Annotated in this window: 10 protein-coding genes; 2 read left to right on the top strand and 8 right to left on the bottom strand. The window is 70.3% G+C overall.

The features are described 5' to 3' along the window. Positions 1–134: 134 nt before the first annotated feature. From DLJ53_RS09445 to DLJ53_RS35160, 5 genes are all read right to left on the bottom strand, one after another. Entirely contained in the window at positions 135–1,625 is a 1,491-nt protein-coding gene (locus DLJ53_RS09445) for an amidohydrolase family protein (protein WP_111344615.1), read from the bottom strand. Beyond that, positions 1,622–2,482 carry an ABC transporter permease gene (locus DLJ53_RS09440; RefSeq protein ID WP_202913088.1) on the bottom strand — a complete coding sequence of 287 codons (861 nt, stop codon included), beginning with the start codon at positions 2,480–2,482 and terminating at the stop codon, positions 1,622–1,624. Before DLJ53_RS09440 ends, DLJ53_RS09445 begins: the two co-directional genes overlap by 4 nt. Next, positions 2,415–3,218 (bottom strand): ABC transporter ATP-binding protein, encoded by an 804-nt coding sequence (locus tag DLJ53_RS09435; RefSeq protein WP_111344613.1) that lies wholly within the window; start codon positions 3,216–3,218, stop codon positions 2,415–2,417. Before DLJ53_RS09435 ends, DLJ53_RS09440 begins: the two co-directional genes overlap by 68 nt. After that, complete coding sequence (locus tag DLJ53_RS09430; protein ID WP_111344611.1) at positions 3,202–4,185, bottom strand: ABC transporter substrate-binding protein; 984 nt, start codon at positions 4,183–4,185, stop codon at positions 3,202–3,204. The genes DLJ53_RS09435 and DLJ53_RS09430 overlap by 17 nt, the downstream gene beginning before the upstream one ends. A gap of 158 nt (positions 4,186–4,343) precedes the next feature. After that, on the bottom strand, positions 4,344–11,762 hold the full coding sequence (locus tag DLJ53_RS35160) for an autotransporter outer membrane beta-barrel domain-containing protein (protein WP_162409045.1): 7,419 nt from the start codon (positions 11,760–11,762) through the stop codon (positions 4,344–4,346). A gap of 457 nt (positions 11,763–12,219) precedes the next feature. Here DLJ53_RS35160 and DLJ53_RS09415 point away from each other — a divergent pair, with 457 nt between their 5' ends. Continuing rightward, positions 12,220–12,984 carry a glutaredoxin family protein gene (locus tag DLJ53_RS09415; RefSeq protein ID WP_211100569.1) on the top strand — a complete coding sequence of 255 codons (765 nt, stop codon included), beginning with the start codon at positions 12,220–12,222 and terminating at the stop codon, positions 12,982–12,984. Between the two features lie 22 nt (positions 12,985–13,006). Here DLJ53_RS09415 and DLJ53_RS09410 read toward each other — a convergent pair whose 3' ends face one another. The 3 genes from DLJ53_RS09410 to DLJ53_RS09400 form a co-directional block, all read right to left on the bottom strand. After that, a complete protein-coding gene (locus DLJ53_RS09410) occupies positions 13,007–15,391 on the bottom strand; it encodes a bifunctional diguanylate cyclase/phosphodiesterase (RefSeq protein WP_162409043.1) in 2,385 nt (794 codons plus the stop codon). Between the two features lie 502 nt (positions 15,392–15,893). After that, entirely contained in the window at positions 15,894–16,634 is a 741-nt protein-coding gene (locus tag DLJ53_RS09405) for an SDR family NAD(P)-dependent oxidoreductase (RefSeq protein ID WP_111344605.1), read from the bottom strand. A 79-nt stretch (positions 16,635–16,713) separates the two neighbouring features. After that, positions 16,714–17,379 carry a TetR/AcrR family transcriptional regulator gene (locus DLJ53_RS09400; protein WP_111344603.1) on the bottom strand — a complete coding sequence of 222 codons (666 nt, stop codon included), beginning with the start codon at positions 17,377–17,379 and terminating at the stop codon, positions 16,714–16,716. Between the two features lie 61 nt (positions 17,380–17,440). On the opposite strand from DLJ53_RS09400, the gene DLJ53_RS09395 reads away from it, so the two are divergent. Beyond that, on the top strand, positions 17,441–18,448 hold the full coding sequence (locus tag DLJ53_RS09395; RefSeq protein WP_111344601.1) for a Rossmann-fold NAD(P)-binding domain-containing protein: 1,008 nt from the start codon (positions 17,441–17,443) through the stop codon (positions 18,446–18,448). Positions 18,449–18,486 lie beyond the last annotated feature (38 nt).

Here is an 18,486-nt window from a genome sequence, read left to right as displayed (position 1 = left end):
CCCGCCCGATCCCGCGCCGCGAGCGAAGGGGCGTCGTGCGCGGCAGCTCCTGCCGTACGCGCCGGGTCCCGCCAAGACAGGACCCGGTTAAGGCGAGGCGCCCGAGCATGGGTTTCAGGCGCCGCGGTCTCCCGTCAGTGGATGTGGGCGTGCCGCTCCGCGTGGTAGGGCTGGGCGGAGAGGCCGGGACAGTAGGAGCCGACCACCGGCGCGAGCTGGGTGAAGAGCGCCCGGTTGTCGGCGTTGGCCGCCGTGAGTCGCTCGCGGGCCCGCTCGGCGTCGAGTGCGAGGCGCGCCATGTCGGCGCCGACCAGACGGCCGTCGCGCACCACGACGCGGCCGTCCACCATCACCGAGTGGACCGAGCGCCCGTCCTCGGCCTGCACGATCTGGTTCACCGGATCGTTCAGCGGGATGAGGTTGATGGAGGTCAGGTCGAGGAAGACGATGTCGGCCTTGTAGCCCGGCGCGATCCGGCCGACGTCCTTCAACCCCAGCGCGCGGGCGCTCCCCTCGGTCGCGGCGGTGAAGATCTCCGCCGTCGACAGCCACTCGGCGAAGGCCTCCGGGCCACGGGCGTGGCTGACGTAGATCGCCGTGCGCATCGCCTCGTACATGTTCTGGTTGTCCGAGCAGCTCGACCCGTCGGTGCCGACGGCGAGGTTGACGCCCAGCTCCAGCATCCGCCGCGCGTGGGCGATCCCGTTGCCGAGCAGGGCGTTGCTGCCCGGGTTGTGGGACACCGAACCGCCATGGCCGGCGAGGATGCGCATGTCCTCGTCGTCGAGCCAGACCCCGTGGCCGACGACGAAGTCGGGGCCGACGAGGCCGAGGCCGTCCATGTGCTGAAGCTGCGTGCGGCCGTAGAGGCGCTTTCCGACCACCACCTGCATGCGGGACTCGGCGACGTGGCTGTGCAGGCCGAGCCCATGGTCCCGCGCGATGTCGCGGCAGCCGATCATGAAGGCGTCGGTGCAGTGGTGCGGGATCGTCGGCGCCACCGCCGGGCGGATCGAGGCCGGTCCGGTCCAGTCGTGGATCGCGGCGCGGATGGCCGCGAGCGTCGTCTCGGCGGGAGCGAGCCGCATCGCCTCGACGCGCTTCTGGAGCGCCGGCGGCAGGGCATCGAGAAGGCCCGGGATCGCCTCGTAGAACGAGATGTCGGCGACCATCGGCGCGACGACGGCCCGCATTCCGGCGTCGGCGTACGCCTTCACGCAGGCGGCGAGGCCTTCCGAGGTCGGGGTCGGGAACTCGTACGTCAGGTCGTAGCAGGCCGTGCAGCCCTTCAGCAGCATCTCCGCGGCGCCGAGGTAGGTGGAGAGGTACTTGTCCTCGACCTGGCGCGAGCCGGAGATCCAGGGGCCGGCGGTCAGCAGCAGCTCCAGCGTCCAGCGGTCCGCCATCCCCTTGGAGAGGCCGCCGTGGCCGTGGGTGTGTCCGTTGATCAGGCCGGGGTGCATCAGCATTCCGGCCGCGTCGAACACCTCGGCGTCCTCGGGCGCGGCGAGCCCGGCCGGCCCCATCTCGCGGATGACGCCGTCCACCACCAGGATGTCGGTGTAGGGCGCGGCGCGGGCGGGGATGTCGACGAGGCGCCCGCCTCGGATGACGGTGGCGCTCATCTGGACACCGGGTCGGTGTTGGCCGGGGACCACGGGAACAGCACCCGCTCGGCGACGACGACGATCTGGAACAAGACGATTCCCATGAGTGACAGGATGATGAGGGCGGCGTACGCGAGTCCGGTCTCGAAGAACGCCGTGGACGAGATGATGAAGTAGCCGAGCCCGGCATCGGCATTGACGAACTCCGCCACCACCGCGCCGACGACGGACAGGGTAACCGCGACCTTGAGGCCGGAGAAGATCATCGGCACCGCGTAGGGCAGGCGGATCCGGGTGAGCATCTGCCAGCGCGAGCCGCGGTAGGAGCGGCCGAGCTCGACGAGGTCGTCGGGCACGGAGGAGAGGCCTGTCGCCACCGCGATGACGAGCGGGAAGAACGCGACGAGGAAGGTGACGACGATGCGCGGCAGCTCGTTGGTGCCGAGGAGGATCACCAGGATCGGCGCCAGTGCCACCTTGGGGATCGACTGGGTGAGGACGAGTATCGGGTAGATCGTGTTCGCCATCCGTTTGGACGAGGTGATGAGCACCGCGAGGGGCAGGCTGATCACGACCGATGCGAGGAAGCCGAGGAACACCGTCTTCAGCGTCGCCAGCGTGTGCCAGCCGAGCGTGTCCGCCTCGGCGACGCTGTCCCTCAGGATCCGTGCCGGGGAGGGCAGCAGAAAGGCCGGGATCTCGAAGACCATCACGCAGAGCTGCCAGATCGCGACCAGCCCGCCGATCGCGAGCACCGGGATGCCGGCCTCCTCCAGCAGCGGCGCCAGACGCCGCCGGCGCCTCACCTCACGCGGCGGCGTGGCGGCGGCCGAAGATGAGGTCGCGAATGTGCTGGGCGCAGGATTGGAACTCATGGCTTGCCTCTGATCCGATGCGGTTCTCCCGCGGCAGGGGGACCGTGACGATCTCCTGGATGCGGCCGGGACGCGGCGACATCACCACCACACGGTCCGAGAGGAGCACCGATTCGGTGATCGAGTGGGTGACGAAGAGGACGGTTTTCGGACGCCTGACGCAAAGGTCCAGCAGCTCGCGGCTCATCTCCTCGCGGGTGAGCGCATCGAGCGCGCCGAACGGCTCGTCCATGAGCAGGACGTCCGGGTCGTGCATCAGCGCGCGGCAGATGCCGGCCCGCTGCTGCATCCCGCCCGACAGCTCCTTCGGGTAGCGCGAGGCGAACCCGGCGAGGCCCACCAGCTCGAGCAGGGCGAGCGCGCGCTCCCGCGCCTCCGCGTCGATCGGCCGGTGCAGCATGCGCAGCGGGAACAGGAGGTTGTCGAGGATCGACGCCCAGGGCAGGAGCGTCGGGCTCTGGAAGACGAGACCGGTGTCCGTGCGCGGCTCGGTCACCGTCTCGCCGTGGATCGCGACACGGCCGACCGTCGGCGCGAGTAGGCCAGCGACGAGACGCAGGAGCGTGGACTTCCCGCACCCCGACTGACCGACCAGGGAGACGAACTCATGCTCCGAGACGGTGAGGTTGACGCCCTTCAGCGCCTGGATCTGCTCCCCGTCCCGGCTCTCGAAGACGCGCTCCACGCCATCGAGGACGATGGCGTGGCCGTTCGGCGTCTCAGTTCCCGACGGCACTGGGGACCAGCGAGGTGTCGAGCGCTTCGGTCGGGTCGAAGTCGGTCTCGATCTCCTGGGCCTCCTTCACGACCTCCCAGGTGAAGGCGAGGCGCTCGGGGTCGTACTGGCCGAGCCCCGTCTTCTCGGAGTGCTCGTTGATGACGAAGCCGAGGGTGGCCTCGAGGCTGCCGAGGCAGTCGTCCATCGCGACCTCGGGGACCCGCTCGGTGTGGAGGCGGCAGGCCTCCTCGGGGTTCTCCTTCGCCCACTCGAACGACTCGTAGACCGCAGCGAGGAAGCGCTTCACGAGGTCCGGGTTCTCCTCGATCATCTCGTCCGTGGTGACGAGCGAGGCGGCGTAGATCGCGAAGCCGACCTTCTCGAAGGGGAGCACGCGGATGCTCTCGCCGACGGCCTGCGCGGCCTTGTTCTGGTAGTAGTAGTGGATCGAGTAGAACGGCGCCGCGTCGAGCTTCTTCTGGATGAGGAGGGGGGCCATCGTCGCGCCGTCGGTGTTGACCCAGCGGATCTGGCTGGCGTCGGTGCCCGCCCGCTCGGCCACCTTCGGGAAGTAGAGGCGGTGGCTGTTGCCCGGCGTGATGCCGATCCGCTTGCCTTCCAGCCCCTTGAAGTCCGTGATCCCCGACGATTCCAGCACGAAGAGCGAGTGCGGCGAGTGGGTGTAGAGGATGCCGATCGTCTTCACCGGAATCTCGGACTTGGCCCGGGCGGCGAGCACCGCGCCGAAGTCGGCGACGCCGAAGTCGAAGGCCCCGCCGGCGAGCTTCGTCACCGTGTCGCCCGAGCCGTAGCCGCGCGTGATGGTGATGTTGATGCCGTGGTCCTCGAAGATGCCCTTGGACCAGCCGCCGTAGTACATCGCGTGCTCGCCCGAGGGGATCCAGTCGGTCTGCAGATGCACGTCGTCGAGCGCCTGGGCCGGGCCCTGAAGGGCCAGGGCGAGGACGGCGACGGCGGCCGCCATCCTCGGAACACGATGCCAACGGCTTTGAGCGCCCATGTGATGCCTCTTTGTCGCGTGGGGTGAGCCACCGCTTTGCAAGTCACATGCCGCCATCCACCGGCGTATTGATCGAACAACCTGAAAAGGCAGTCGGTATTCGTCCCGGTCTCGCTCCGTCTCTAGAAGTGGATGTTGAGGCGAAGCGCGCCCTGGTACTCCTGCTGATCGCTGCCGACGAGGGCGTCGAGGCCAGCCTCCACGGTGACGTTGTCGTGGACCTGGGCCTTCAGCGCGGCGCCGAGGTCGGCGAAGAGGTCGTCGACGTCGTTGCGCACGGTGAACGTCGGGCCGGCGCCGCCCGCGCCGACGAGGCGGGCGTCCGTCTCGAACCCGTCGTTGCCGATGAACGCGAGGACGCCTGCGCGCAGCGAGGCCTGCGCCTCGATGCCGGCGAGACGGAAGTTCGCGCTGAGCTCGGCGGCGGGGTTCAGCGTCACGAACGTCTCCGCGAACTCGTCGGCGCTAAGGCCGTAGGCGCCCGCTCCAGTCTCGCGCAGGGCGTCCTGGCTGACGTGCGTCACGCCGACGTCGACGTACGGCTTCACCGCAACGACGTCGCTGACCGCGAAGGTGTGGGCGGCGCGGGCGTGGCCGGCCATCCACCACAGCGTCGGGTCGCCCGAGACATGGGTGGCACCGCCCGGCGTGTACACGCTGCGCGACAGGTCGTAGTCGCCGAAGCCGCCGGAGAAGGACGCGGACAGCGTCGTCGCGCCGATCTCGCGCTTCAGCACGGCGCCGGCGTGGAAGCGGTTGCCGGACGCGTCGGCGCGGCCGTTGTCGAGCTCGTACGCCTCGTAGCGGAGGGCGCCGCCGACGAACCAGTTCTCGGCCACCTCGCCCGTGCCGCCCGCGCTGACGGCGAACACGTCCTCGTCGTAGCCGATGGAGAGCCCTTCGCGCTCGCCCCGGCGGGCGACACCCGCGATCTGGAGGAAGACGCAGCTCCCTTCCTCGTTGAAGACCGCCGCGCTGTTGGCGTCCACCGCCGGGCAGCTGTTGAGGACGTCGGCGAACCGCAGCGAGGCGAAGGTCGCCGCATCCGCTCCGGCGAGCAGCTCCCCCGGTGCGAAGCGGTCGTAGATGTCGACGAGCTGGCCGACATCGTCGGTGTCGAGCAGGTAGCCGACGAGGTCGTCCACGAAGGCGAAGTCGTCGCCGCCGGCTGCGATCTCCTGGCGGCGCAAGGTGACGAGGTCGTCGACGTGGTGGCCGAAGCGCGTGTGGTTGCTGTTGAGCTTGGAGGGGGCCGCCACGCTCGCCGGCGCGGCGGCGCCGGGGAGGGCGGTCCAGGGCGTGTAGTCCACCTCGTAGTTGAGCGCGATCGCATTGGTCGTCGCCGCACCGGGGACGCCGCCGGCGCTGCCCGATATCGCGACGGAGGAGGTGAGCGAATAGTCGACCGTCGCAGTGTCCGAGACGGTGAGCGTGTTTCCGCCGATCCCCACCGTCGAGGTGACGATGTCGAAGCTGCCGCTGTCGCCGGACAACGGAAGCGTGCCCACCACGTTCGGCTTCACCGTGCCGGCGAGCGTCGGTGCGCTGCCACCCTTGAAGGCGACGAGGTCGTTGCCGCCGGCGATGTCGAAGTCGACATGGAGGATGCCGGTCGCGGACTGCTCCAGGCGGCCCATGTCGAACGTCGCGGTGCCGATGGTGCCGACGCCACCGGCGGACATCACGCCGTCGTTGGTGAACGACCCGGAGGCGCCCAGCGACATCGTCTCGCCGAGACCGAACGCGGCGCCCGCGTTGTTGGCGATGGTGATCGGCGCGGCGGTTCCGCCCGACCTCAGCTCGGTCAGGACCGACCCGACGATGGCGCGGTTGTTCTCGACCGAGAGTGAGGCGACGCCGTTGGTGCGGATGACGAAGCCCGACCCGCCGTGGCGGATGATGCCGGAGTTCTCCAGCGTGTTGGCGTCGCCGTCGAAGTAGCCGATCGTCTCGCTGCCGGACGCGCCGACCGTCACGGCGGCGCCCTCCTCGACGACGATCGCGACGGTGCCGTTGTTGGCGTTGTTGTGGCTCGAGCTCTGGGCGAGCAGCGCGCGGCCCTTCTGGCCCGAGGCGGTCACGTCCGCCGACACGGTGATCGTGACGTCACCGCTCTTGTCGCCGTCCTTCGAGCCGGACCCGGACTGGGCGAACACGCCGTGCGACCACTGGCCGGACACGCGGATCGGGGCCTCGACGTCGACTGTCACCGTCCCGCCGTCGCCCTTGTCGCCGGCGCTGCCGGAGAAGCTGTCGATGCCGCCCTCGAAGATCCCGCTGATGCCGGCCGACCCGCCGCTGCCGCCGATCGAGATGGCGAGGATGCCATGGCTCGTGTCGCCGGTGGTGGTGATCGCGCCCGACGAGGTCACGCTGACGTTGCCGCCGTCGCCGCCCGCGCCGGCATTGAGCTGCACGCCGACACCGGCGCCGATGTTGAGGTTGCCGAACCCCTTGGCGAGGAAGAACTCGACGTCTCCCGCCGAGCCTCCGCCCCCGCCCACGGACTGGGCGAAGATCGCCGAACCGCCGCTCCCGCTCAGGGTGATGGCGCCGCTGCTCTCGACGCCGATCTTGCCGCCGTCGCCACCGCCGCTGCCGAGGCCGCCGAGGTTGAAGATTGTGAAGAAGCCGCCCGACCCCGTGCCGCCGTGCCCGCCGCCGCCGCCCACCGACTGCGCGCGGATGCCGAAGCTGGAGTCGCCCGAAAGGGTCAGCGGCGCGGTGTTGTCGACCGAGATCGCGCCGCCGTCGCCCGATGCGCCACCGGAGCCGCCGACCAGCACGCTGAGCTCGGTCCAGACCGGGATGGTGACGCCGGTGAAGTCGCTCACGTACTGGTTCTTGGTCCAGGGCCGCGTGCCGAGGCCGGCGTTGCCGCCCGTTCCGCCGCCGCCACCGTGGCTCTCGGCGACGATGGCGTGCGCTGCCTTGCCCGACGTCGTGATCGCGCCGTTGTTGGTGACGACGACGTCGCCGCCGTTGCCGGCCGCGCCGCCGCTGCCGCCCACGGCGACGGCGAGCGAGGCTGAGACATCCACCGTATCGTCGTCGTTGGTGGGGGAGGTGCAGGTGAATGTCGGCCCCTCGAGGCGGCAGTCGTACGGCGCTTCGAGGGACAGGGAGTAGGCCGCCGCCGCCCCGCCGTCGCCGCCGCCGCCGCCGACCGAGTGCGCGACGATGCCGCGCGCGTCGTCGCCGCTCGTCGTCAGCGCGCCGGAGTTGGTCACCGTGACAGTGTTGCCGTGCGCGGCCTTGCCGCCCTTCCCGCCGACGTCGACGCCGACCGAGAAGTTGAAGCTCTTGCTTTCGCTGCTGGTCGCCGTCTTGGCGACCGAGATCGCCGCGGCCGAGCCGGCACGCCCGCCGTTGCCACCCACGCTCTTGGCGTGGATGGCGTCCGCACTTCCGCCGACGGTGGTGATGTCGCCCGAATTGTCGACGGTCACCGCCCCGGCGACGGCGCCGTCCCCGCCCGCGCCGCCGACGTTCACCTGGACGCTTCCCGATGAGCTCTGGCTGAAGGTTCCGAGGATCGAGTAGACGCTCCCGCCCGAACCGCCGTTGCCGCCCACCGAAAGGGCGAGGATGCCCTCGCCGAAGTCACCGCCGGTCGTCACCGGGCCGGCGTTGGTGACCGAGACGTCGCCGGACCGGCCGCTGTCGCCCCCCGCGCCGCCGATGCCGACGTCGACGCTCACCGACGCCGTCTCGGAGACGTCGACCGCGCCCGCCCAGACCGTGCCGCCCGCGCCGCCGTTGCCGCCGATGGACTGCGCAAGGATACCCTTCGCGCCGAGGTCCCCGGTGGTGATCGAGCTTCCGGATTTCGTCGTCACGGTCACGGCGCCGGCCTTTCCGCCCTTCCCGCCGGACCCGCCGATCGTCACCGACACGTTGCCCGAGACGGGGATGTCGCCGACGCCGATGTCGAACGTGCCGTTGACGACGGTGTTGGACGTGCCGCCGGCGCCGCCGTGGCTCTGCGCGTGGATGCCGTGCGCCTGTGCCCCCGCCGTCGACAGCACCCCGTCCGACGTTACCGTGACCGCTCCGCCGGTGCCGCCGGCGCCGCCGGACCCGCCGATCGCCACGGCGATCGAGGCGACCGCCGCGGCGCCGGAGACCACCGTGCTGCTGTGCCCGCCGCCGCCGCCGACGCTCTTGGCGAGGATCGCGGTGGAATGGTCGCCGATCGTGTTGATGTCGGCGCCGTTGTTCACGGTGACCACGCCGCCCGAGCCGCCGGCGCCGCCGCTGCCGCCGATGTTGACGCCGATGGTCGCGAGTCCGCCCGAGCCGTTGACCACGAGACCCGCGTCACCGCCGCCCCGCGCCACGCTCACCGCATAGATTCCGAGGCTGTCGTCCCCGACGGTCGAGAGCGAGCCGGCGGTGTTCACGTTGACCGTGCCGCCGGAACCGCTCGCGCTGCCGCTGCCGCCGATGGTGACGTTGACGCCGGTGAGGCTGGCGCCGACGAGGCTGCCCGCGCTGCCGCCGCCGCCGCCGACGCTGCGGGCGACGAGCGCCGACGCGTTGTGCCCCTGGGTCGAGACGTTGCCGCCGCTCACCAGCGTCACGGCCGCGCCGTCGCCGCCCGAGCCGCCCTTGCCGCCGATCGCGACGTCGGCGGAGAAGAAGACGCCGGCCGCCGCCGACACCTGATTGCCGGCGCTGCCGCCGCCGCCGCCGACCGAAGCCGCCGAGACGCCGACCGCGTTGTCGCCGGTCGTGCTGACGTCCGCGCCGGTCGTCAGCGAGACGACGCCGCCGTTGCCGCCGTCCCCGGCCTTGCCGCCGACCGATACGCTGACGCCGCCGACGATGGCGCTGCTGACGGTGACCGTGCTGCTGCTGTGCCCGCCGCCGCCACCGTTGGAGTGTGCCAGGATCCCGAGGGCGCCGTCGCCCTCGGTGGTGATCTGCAGCGGCGTGAGGACGGTCTCCGAATAGCTGACGTTGCCGCCGTCGCCGCCGTTGCCGCCCGACCCGCCATGGCTGATGGCGACGGGCCCGCCGACCGCGATCACGCCGCCGGCGTCGCCGCCACCCCCGCCGACGCTGTGCAGGAAGATCGCGTCGGCGCTGTCGCCCTGCGTGGCCACGTTGCCCTCGTTGATGACGGTGACGAGGCCGGCATCGCCGCCCTTGCCGCCCGCGCCGCCGAGGGCGAAGCTCGCCACGATCTGTGCCGTCGAGCCGCCGCCGCCGCCGTGGCTCGCGGCGTGGATGCCGTCGGCGGAAGCTCCGTCGGTGGCGATGTCGGCGCTGTTGGTGACCATCACGTCGCCGCCGTCGCCGCCGGTTCCGGCCGATCCGCCGATGCTTTCGATGCCGGCGCCGCCGCCGGCGTCACCGCCGCCGCCGCCGACGCTGCGGGCGGTCAGCGCCTTCGCCGCGTCGCCGTCGGTGGTGATGCTGGCGCCGCCGCTGGTGACCGTGACGTTGCCGCCGTCTCCGCCCGCAGAGCCGGAACCGCCGAGCTGCTTGACGCCGAGGCCGGAGTTGCCCTTGCCGCCGCCTCCGCCGACGCTCTGCGCGTCGAGGGCATAGGAGAATTCGCCGCTCGTCTTGAGCGTGGAGCCGGCCGCGATGGTCACGGCGACCTCGCCGCCCGCGCCGGCGCTCTCGCTGCCGGCGCCGAAGGCGGTGGTGCCGGTGCTGTTTCCGCCCGAGCCGCTGAACCCGCCGACACTCTGCGCGAACACCGCATCCGACTCGCCGCCCGTGGTGGAGACGCTGCCGCCGTAGGAGATGCTGACGTTGCCGGCCGGACCGCTTCCCGCCGCGGCGCCGCCCTTGCCGTCGCCGATGGTGGTGTCGGCCTTGCCGCCGTTGCCGCCCGAGCCTCCGTAGCTGCGGCCCCAGACGCCGCGGCTGCTCTCGGCGCTGGTCGTGATCGAACCGTCCGCCACGGTGAGCGAGACGAACCCGCCGGCGCCGCCCGATCCGCCGTCGCCGCCGTGGCTGGACCCGCCGCCCGCGGACGCGGCTCCGCCCTTGCCGCCGGACGCGCCGATGCTGGCGGCATGGATGCCGTGCTGTCCCGGAGCGGTTCCCTCGGCGTAGATCGTGAGCGAGCCTTTCGAGGTCAGCGTGATCTGGCCGGCGTTGCCCCCGGACCCGCCCGATCCTCCGTAGACGAAGCCCTCGGCGCTCGATGCGGAACCGCCGTCGCCGCCGTCGCCGCCGGTGCTGACGAGGAGGATGGCGGGGCCGGTGTCGCCGACCAACGTGATGCTGGCATCGGTGATGCCGAGGCTCACCGACCCTGACGCGCCGCCGTCCGAGGCATCGCCGGCGTAGACATCGTCCGTCGACGAAACCGCGATGCCTCCGTCGCCACCGGCGCCGCCCTTGCTGGCGACCTCGATGCCGATCGTGCCGTTGCCGCTCGCCGAATAGTCGCCGCCGTTGATCGTAAGGGTGGCGGTTCCGGCGGAGCCGCCCCCGCCGCCATTGCTGCCGCCGCCGGTCGCCCCTGGCGGCGTACCGACACCGCCGCCGCCGTCGCCGCCATCGCCGGCGACGCTCCTGACCAGGAGCAGATTGGCATTCGCCCCGGTGACGGAGAATATGCCGTTGCCGATCGTGGCGGTCGCGGCGCTGGCATTTCCGCCGTGCCCGCCGCTTCCGCCGACCGCCGCGGCGCCCTTGCTGGAGCCTGTCGCCAATCCGCCTTCGCCACCGTTCCCGGCGATGCTTCGGACGTCGAGCGTGCGCGCGTCCGAGCCGCTGGCGGTGAATATGCCGGAGGCGATGTTGGCGCTCGCCGTCCCGCTCGCCCCGCCGTGCCCGCCGGATCCGCCGGTCGCCTCGGCGTAAGCCTCCGCCGAGCCACCCGCGCCGCCGTTCCCTGCGGTGCTCTTCGACAGCACCGTGATCGCGCCGTTGGCGTCCACCCCCACCGTCGCGGTCGTCACCGTCACGCTGGCGTCGCCGGCGCTGCCGCCGGCTCCGGCGCTGCGGCTCGTCGCGTTGCCGAAGTCGCCGCCGGTCTGGCCGGACGAACCGCCATTGCCGCCGTCACTGACCGCGCCGATGGCCGATTGATCCGATCCGCTCGTGCTGATGGTTCCCGACGAGACGGTGATCGCCGCGGTGTGCCCGGCGCCTCCGTCCCCGCCGGATTTGCCCTTGCCGCCGAAGGCGTAGGTGATCTTCTTGCCCGACCCGCCCTTGCCGCCGGTCGACTGGGCGAGCGCGCCGGAGCCCGCCGTGCTCATCGAGTATGGCGCGCCGTCGTAGGATACGGCTGCCGACTTTCCGTTGCCGCCCGTCTTGCCGTTGTGCTTCTTGGAGCGGCCACCCTTGGACCCGGCATTGCGCAGCCGCGCGCCGGGATTGGATTTCGACGGAGTGATGTCGGCCGTCAGCTCCCCGACGGTCAGGGCCGAGCCACCCGACACGCTGACGCCGCCCGAGACGTCGCCGGTGCAGGTGGTGACGCCGCTCTTGGTCGAGCAGCCGGCGGCCGCAGGTACCGGGATCGAAAGCGCAAGAGCAACCGCGCTGGTTACGAGAAGTTCGGTCCGCACCGTCGTGATCCCCCGCAAAGCCCGCCGAAGGCTTGGAAGAATGCTGCAAATGATCGGTTCATGTGATCAAAACGGGCGCAATTGACGCGGGTTGAAGCAAGTTCAATCTTTGGTGTCACTCTAAAATCACAGGATGCGAACGCTGCGAATCCACTCAAAATCGAGTCGGCGTGCCTGCATCCTCCTGAAAAATCGGCAGGATCGCGCATGCGGGTCGCCGCCTCCGCGACGCTGGTTCCCCGTTTCGTTCGAGCGGGCCGGGATCGATTTTCCGGGCGAGGCGTTGCGCACAAAAGCCCCCATGGTTCGCGGTCCACCTGTCCGCGGTGCTCAAACCTGTCGACGGCGGCCCTCCGGTGTCGGGCGCGGCAGCGTGAGCTGACGCCGCCGGGCCGGCCGGCCCGACGGGCGTCGCGGCCGAGCCGAGGGCTGCCGACCGACGAGGAAGGAGCACGACATGCAGCAGCGTGTGCAAACGAGGACCGCCGCTCTCTACCGGATGGTGATGCCCGACCACATCTGCCCGTTCGGCCTGAAGTCCAAGGACCTCCTGGAGCGGCAGGGCTTCAAGGTCGACGACCATCATCTGACGACCCGGCAGGAGACGGACGCCTTCATGGCGAAGCACGGCGTCTCGACGACGCCGCAGACGTTCATCGACGGCCAGCGCGTCGGCGGGTACGACGACCTTCGCGTCCACTTCGGCATCGACCCCCCGAAGGAGGAGCAGAGCGACACCACGTATCAGCCGGTCGTGGCGATCTTTTCCGTCGCGTTCCTCCTGGCGCTGGGGCTCTCGTGGCACCAGTACGGCACCCCGCTGACGCTGCGCGCGGCGGAGTGGTTCGTGTCGCTGTCGATGACGATCCTCGCCATCCAGAAGCTGCAGGACGTCGAGAGCTTCTCGACGATGTTCCTGAACTACGACCTGCTGGCGCGCCGCTGGGTCAGGTACGGCAAGATCTACCCCTTCGGCGAAGCGCTGGCCGGCATCCTGATGACGGCGGGCGCGCTGGTGTGGATCTCGGCTCCGGTCGCCCTGTTCATCGGGACCGTCGGCGCGGTCAGCATCTTCAAGGCCGTCTACATCGACAAGCGCGAGCTGAAGTGCGCGTGCGTCGGCGGCAGCTCGTCCGTTCCGCTTGGCTTCGTGTCGCTGACGGAGAGCCTGATGATGATGCTGATGGGCATCTGGATGCCGCTGAAGGCCTTGATGTTCTAGCGCGCCGCGTCGGCGCGGTCGGTCAGCCTGCCGCCGCCGGCCGGGCCGGGCCGCTCAGGCCGGACTTGGACGGCTCACCGGCGGAGGCGTCGGCCACCGTGAGGCGGCCGGGTTTGCCGTAGTAGTAGCCCTGGACCAGCGAGCAACCCTCCGCGCGCAGGTAGTCGAGCTGCTCCACGATCTCCACGCCCTCGGCGAGAATGGGGACGTCGAGGGCATCGCCGAGGGACATGACGGCCCTGACGATGCTCTTGGCCTTCGGGTTCGCGTGGACCTGGTCGATCAGGGACTTGTCCAGCTTGATCTTGTCGAACGGGAACGAGTTGAGCATCGCGAGGGACGAGTAGCCCGTGCCGAAGTCGTCCATCGAGATGGCGATGCCGAGCGACTTGAGCTCCTGAAGCGCCGGGTTGGCCCACGGATTGTCGCCGATGAAGCAGCTCTCGGTGACCTCGAGCTCCAGGCGCGAGGGGTCCATTCCCGTCGTCCGAAGCGTCTCCTTCACCTTCGACACGAAGTGCGGGTCGGCGAGTTGCACCGGGGAGATGTTGACCGCGACAGGCAGGGCGTTGGCCCACCGGCTGGCTTCCGTGCAGGCGGTCCGCAGGATCCATTCGCCGAGCCTGACGATGAGCCCCGTCTGCTCCGCCGCCGGGATGAAATCGTTCGGCGCGACGAGGCCGCGCGTCGGGTGGCGCCAGCGGACCAGCGCCTCGTAGCCGTCGATCTCCTCGTCCGGCAGGCGCACCTGTGCCTGATAGTGCAGCTCGAACTCGTCGTTGGCGATGGCGTGGCGCATCTCGTCGATCATCCGGCGCTGCGCGCGGATGGCATCGTCCAGCGTCTCGTCATAGTAGCAGATGCGCTCGGTGCCCGAGGCCTTGGCGCGATACATCGCGAGGTCGGCATTGTTGAGGAGCGTGTTGATCTCCTCGCCGTCCTGCGGGTAGAGCGCGACGCCGACGCTGGCATAGCATTGCAGCGTCGCCCCGTCGTAGTCGATCGCGGCGGAGAACGCTTTCTCGATGCGCTCGGCGAGGGTGACGGCCTGATCCTTCGACGACACCTGCGAGAAGACGACGAACTCGTCGCCGCCGAACCGCGCGCCGATCTGGCCGGGCTCCAGGATCTCCCGCAGGCGGCCGCCGGCGGTGCGCAGCACCATGTCGCCGGCCGAATGGCCGTGGATGTCGTTGACCTCCTTGAACCGGTCGAGGTCCACCGCGAGCATCACGTAGCGGGTCGAGTCGGCGCTCCAGTGCAGCAGCGAAGCGCTCTTGTCCAGGAACGAGGCGCGGTTGCGCAGGCCGGTCAGGCTGTCGAACTCGGCAAGGAAGAGGATGCGGCGCTCCTGGGCGAGCCGCTGGCTGATGTCGCGCACCGAGTAGATCGTCAGCGGCGTCGCGTCGATGGTGGAGACTTCCGTGCGCAGCGCGAATTCGACCGGCAGCGCGGCCGCGCAGGCCGGGGTCAAGGTCGCGGTGAGGACCTGGCCTTCCGGCATGGCGTCGTTCACGTTGAGGAAGTCCGACATCGAACGGCCGAGGAGCTCCGCGCGGGTGAGATGCGTCATCCGCTCAAGCTCGGCGTTGGCGTCGACGATGCGCCCCCCGGAGACGACCGCGACCCCGTCGACCACGCTCTGGGTGAGGTGGTGGAGACGCGAGGCGTACTGCGCCCGGGTCTGCTCGTCGAGGAAGTAGCTGATGGCGCCGACGGCGAGGATGCTGAGCCCGACACCGGTGACGGCGAAGGCGATCAGGCCGCGCGCCACGTCGTTGATCAGGATGTCGCCTTCCAGGGCCGGATTGGGGTAGATCGAGAGGGCCGCCATGCCGGTGAAGTGCAGCGCGACGATCGCCACCGAGACGAGGACCGCGCCGGCGACGATCGCCCCCGAGGCGCGGCGCCGCTTCACCTGCAAGAACGCGACGGCGCCGAAGACGACTGCGAACGCGATGGAAAGCGCGACGAGCGGGGCGTTCCACTCGATGACGCCGTTCACCGCGATCGCCATCATCCCACTATAGTGCATGACGGAGATGGCGATACCGAAGGCGGCACCACCCACCGGCGCGGCGTACCGGACCCTCTCGCTCGCCAGTCCGAACGCGGCCCCGCAGCCGACGACCGCGACCACCAGCGAGACGATGGTGATCAGGGGCTCGTACGTGACCGCGACGCCGGGCTCGTACCCCAGCATGGCGACGAAGTGCGTGCACCAGATGGTCGAGCCGGCGGCGATCGCGCCGATGGAGATCCAGGCGATGCGCGCGCGGCCGACGCTTTCCATCGTCCGCCGCAGCAACCGCGCGGTGATGACGCTGCCGATGGCGCAGATCACCACCGCAAGGCCGACGAGCACGAGGTCGTGTCCGAAGGCGATGCAGGAGGGGAGGTTCAACATCGGATCGTTCCACCAGGACCACGGGAGAAGGAGACGGGTTCGCCGGTACGATCCCCTCATCCGACTGATATACTTAACGTTGCGATCGGCCAACAACCGAACCGTTGCGAGGCCTTCGATTCAATTTCGTTTAATGTCCAGTGAAAACGACGGCATGGCGGCTGCCCGCAGATAAAATCATGTTGCTGACCTGACGCGGGGATGGCGGGCGCTCATGGTTCCGGTGGTCGCCGTTGCCTGTTCTGGACGCCCGCGTGCCATCGCGGCGTCGCAAGACCGCCCGTCATCGGGACGATGTTGCTGGCGGCGGAAGGCTCGTGGCCGCGCGTCGGCACGCGGTCGGGCCGACACCCGAAAGGGGGGCATCGTTGCGGTGCGGCTGCCCCGGTCGGATGGGCGAGCCGCCAGTCATCGCGGCGACGCAGCGCCGCGATGACCCCGATTGTGCCTGCCAAACCTCGGCGCGCCGCGACCGGCCCCGCGGGGGCCGCGGGATCGGCCGTCAGATGTTCAGGCCGCCGTCCACCGTGATGCTGGTGCCGGTGATCTGCTTCGCGGCGGGGCTCGCGAGGAAGGCGACGGCGGTGGCGACATCTTCCGGCGTGCCGTAGCGGCCGAGCGCCGACATGGCGCGCAGCGTGTCGGCGTGATCGGCGTCGGCGGGGTTCATGTCGGTGTCGGTCGCCCCCGGATGCACCAGGTTGACCGTAATGTCCCGGGGGCCGAGCTCGCGCGCGAGGCCACGTGCCAGGGCGACCTGCGCGGACTTCGTCATCGAGTAGACCGTGACGCCGCCGAAGACCACGCGGTCGGCCAGCGACGAGCCGATCAGGACGATGCGCCCGCCCTGTCCGAGGTGCGGGATGACCGCCTGCGAGACCAGCACTGCGGCCCGCACGTTGACGTCGAGGAGGGCGTCGATGTCGGCGAGGCCGATCTCCGCCAGGGGGCCCTGACGGGCGATGCCGGCGTTGTTCACGACGATGTCGAGCCCGCCCAGACCGTCGACCGCCTCTCTGACGAGGCGTTTCACGGCCTCGGGGTCGGCGCTGTCGGCCTGGATGGCGATGCCGCGCCGGCCCTTCGCCTCGATCGCACGGACCACGTCCGCGGCGCGTTCGGCCGAGCGTTCGTACGACAGGGCGACGTCGGCGCCCTTCTCCGCGAGCGTCAACGCGATGGCCGCGCCGATCCCGCGCGAGCCGCCCGTCACGAGGGCGCGCTTACCAGTCAACTCACTCATGGCTCACCTATTGTGTATCGGTTGGCACAAAAATTAGGTGCGGCATATGAGGGCGTCAACGAAATATGTATCGATCGATTTATAAATTCGGCGTGGCGGGACCGTGTGCTCGTGAAGGCGCGCTCAGGCCGCCCCTGATCAGCGCGGCGAAGGCCGCCGCGGCGTCTGGCTCACTGCAGGTGCCGCGCAGCATCGCCGCCGCGAGTGCCTCGCCGGCACCGATCATGCCGATGCAGCGTCGCACCAGCTCCTCCGGCGGCAGCGCGCTGTGTCGCGCCAGCACCGTGGCGAAGAGCCGGACGTAGCCGTCGAGCAGCTCCCGGTGGACGGCGTCCATCTCCTCGCTGCCGGCGAGCGCCGCGCCGACCGCGTGCCACACCCCGCTCGTGTCGGCCGAGCAGTGGATGTAGGTGGTCGCGAGCACGTCGACCGTTTCGTCGAAGGACCGTTCTGCGGACGTCAGCGCCTCCCGCAGGGTGTTCGACTGTTCGACGTCGATGGACTTGTAGAGGTCGATCAGCAGTCCCGCCCGCGTGCCGAAGTGATCGTACGCGACCGGCTTGGACACTCCGGCGCGTGCCGCGAGATGCCCGAGCGTGAGACGATCCGCCCCTTCCTCCCGCACGATCAGCAGCGCGGTCTCGAGGAGCTGCCGACGCCGCTGCGCCTTCGAGAGGCGCCGCCGGCCGGGCTCTTCAGCGCCGTCGGATGGAGGCCGGTCGGGACTCGTTGCGGAACCTACCATTGGTAACTACGTTGCTTCCTACGAATAGTAGGTTTCTAACCCCAAGCAAGGAGGCACGGCAATGTCGTCGCATCCCATCCTGCTCATCGGCGGCTCCGGCGTCGTCGGCCGTCAGACCGCGCGCCACCTGCGGGCCGCCCATCCAGACATCCGTCTGCTGATCGGTGGCCGCGATCCGGCCAGGGCGGAGGAGGCCGCCAGGGAAGTCGGGAACGCGGAGGGCGTGGTGGTGGATCTGGCCGCCGCCGACCTCGGTCTCGGTGACAGGCCGGTCGGCGCCGTCGCGGTCTTCTTCAACGATGATCGGACCGCAGGGCTTCGATTCGCCCAGGACCGCGGTGTCGCCTACGTGAACATCGCGCCGCTGATCAACGAGATCGGTCCCGAGGTCGCCGCCTTCATGGACCGGCCGGAGGCCGCGCCGGTGGTTCTGGGCACCGAATGGCTCGTCGGTGCCACCACGCTGCCGGCGCTGGAGTTCGCCAGGGCGTTCGCGCGGCTGGACGAGATCGCGATCGGCGCGGTGCTCGACGACGAGGACACCGGCGGACCGGCGCAGCTTGTCGATCTGGAGCGGCTGACGCGGACGGCACCCGCGGCACTCGCCCGCCGCGACGGCGTCTGGGAATGGCGTGTGGGGACCGAGGCCGCGGGCAAGGTCCGGTCCGTCGACGGGACCGCGATGGAGGCGACGGCGCTTTCCCCCCACGACGTGGTCGGCCTTGCGAACGCGACCGGAGCGCCCAGCATCTCCTTCCATCTGGCGACGGGCGAGACGTCCAGCCGCCGTCGCGGCGAGGCGAAGTCGACCGAGATCGTCATCGAGCTTGCGGGGGAGGACCATGCGGGCCGGCCGCACCGCAGCCGTCACGCGGTCGTCCATCCGGAAGGACAGTTTCCGCTGACGGGCTTCGGCGTCGCCCAGGTGCTCGAACGGCTCCTCGGGCTCGATGGCGATCCGCCCACCCCCGCCGGGCTCTACTTTCCCTACCAGCTCCTCGATCCCACCACCTACCTTGCGCGCCTCGAGGCGATGGGCGGGCAGGTTTTGACGCTTGACGCCGGGTGAGACCTGCAGCGCCGCGGAGGGGTGGCCGCCCCGCCGCG

It is taken from the genome of Acuticoccus sediminis, from assembly GCF_003258595.1.
Lineage (GTDB): Bacteria > Pseudomonadota > Alphaproteobacteria > Rhizobiales > Amorphaceae > Acuticoccus > Acuticoccus sediminis.
This window is presented reverse-complemented; position numbering and strand designations above follow the sequence as displayed.

Bases quoted from the DNA above. Each gene is read 5' to 3' on its own strand.
- DLJ53_RS09445 (WP_111344615.1), bottom strand. From the start codon at position 1,625: ATGAGCGCCACCGTCATCCGAGGCGGGCGCCTCGTCGACATCCCCGCC.
- DLJ53_RS09440 (WP_202913088.1), bottom strand. From the start codon at position 2,482: ATGAGTTCCAATCCTGCGCCCAGCACATTCGCGACCTCATCTTCGGCC.
- DLJ53_RS09430 (WP_111344611.1), bottom strand. From the start codon at position 4,185: ATGGCGGCCGCCGTCGCCGTCCTCGCCCTGGCCCTTCAGGGCCCGGCC.
- DLJ53_RS09415 (WP_211100569.1), top strand. From the start codon at position 12,220: ATGCAGCAGCGTGTGCAAACGAGGACCGCCGCTCTCTACCGGATGGTG.
- DLJ53_RS09410 (WP_162409043.1), bottom strand. From the start codon at position 15,391: ATGTTGAACCTCCCCTCCTGCATCGCCTTCGGACACGACCTCGTGCTC.
- DLJ53_RS09405 (WP_111344605.1), bottom strand. From the start codon at position 16,634: ATGAGTGAGTTGACTGGTAAGCGCGCCCTCGTGACGGGCGGCTCGCGC.
- DLJ53_RS09400 (WP_111344603.1), bottom strand. From the start codon at position 17,379: ATGGTAGGTTCCGCAACGAGTCCCGACCGGCCTCCATCCGACGGCGCT.
- DLJ53_RS09395 (WP_111344601.1), top strand. From the start codon at position 17,441: ATGTCGTCGCATCCCATCCTGCTCATCGGCGGCTCCGGCGTCGTCGGC.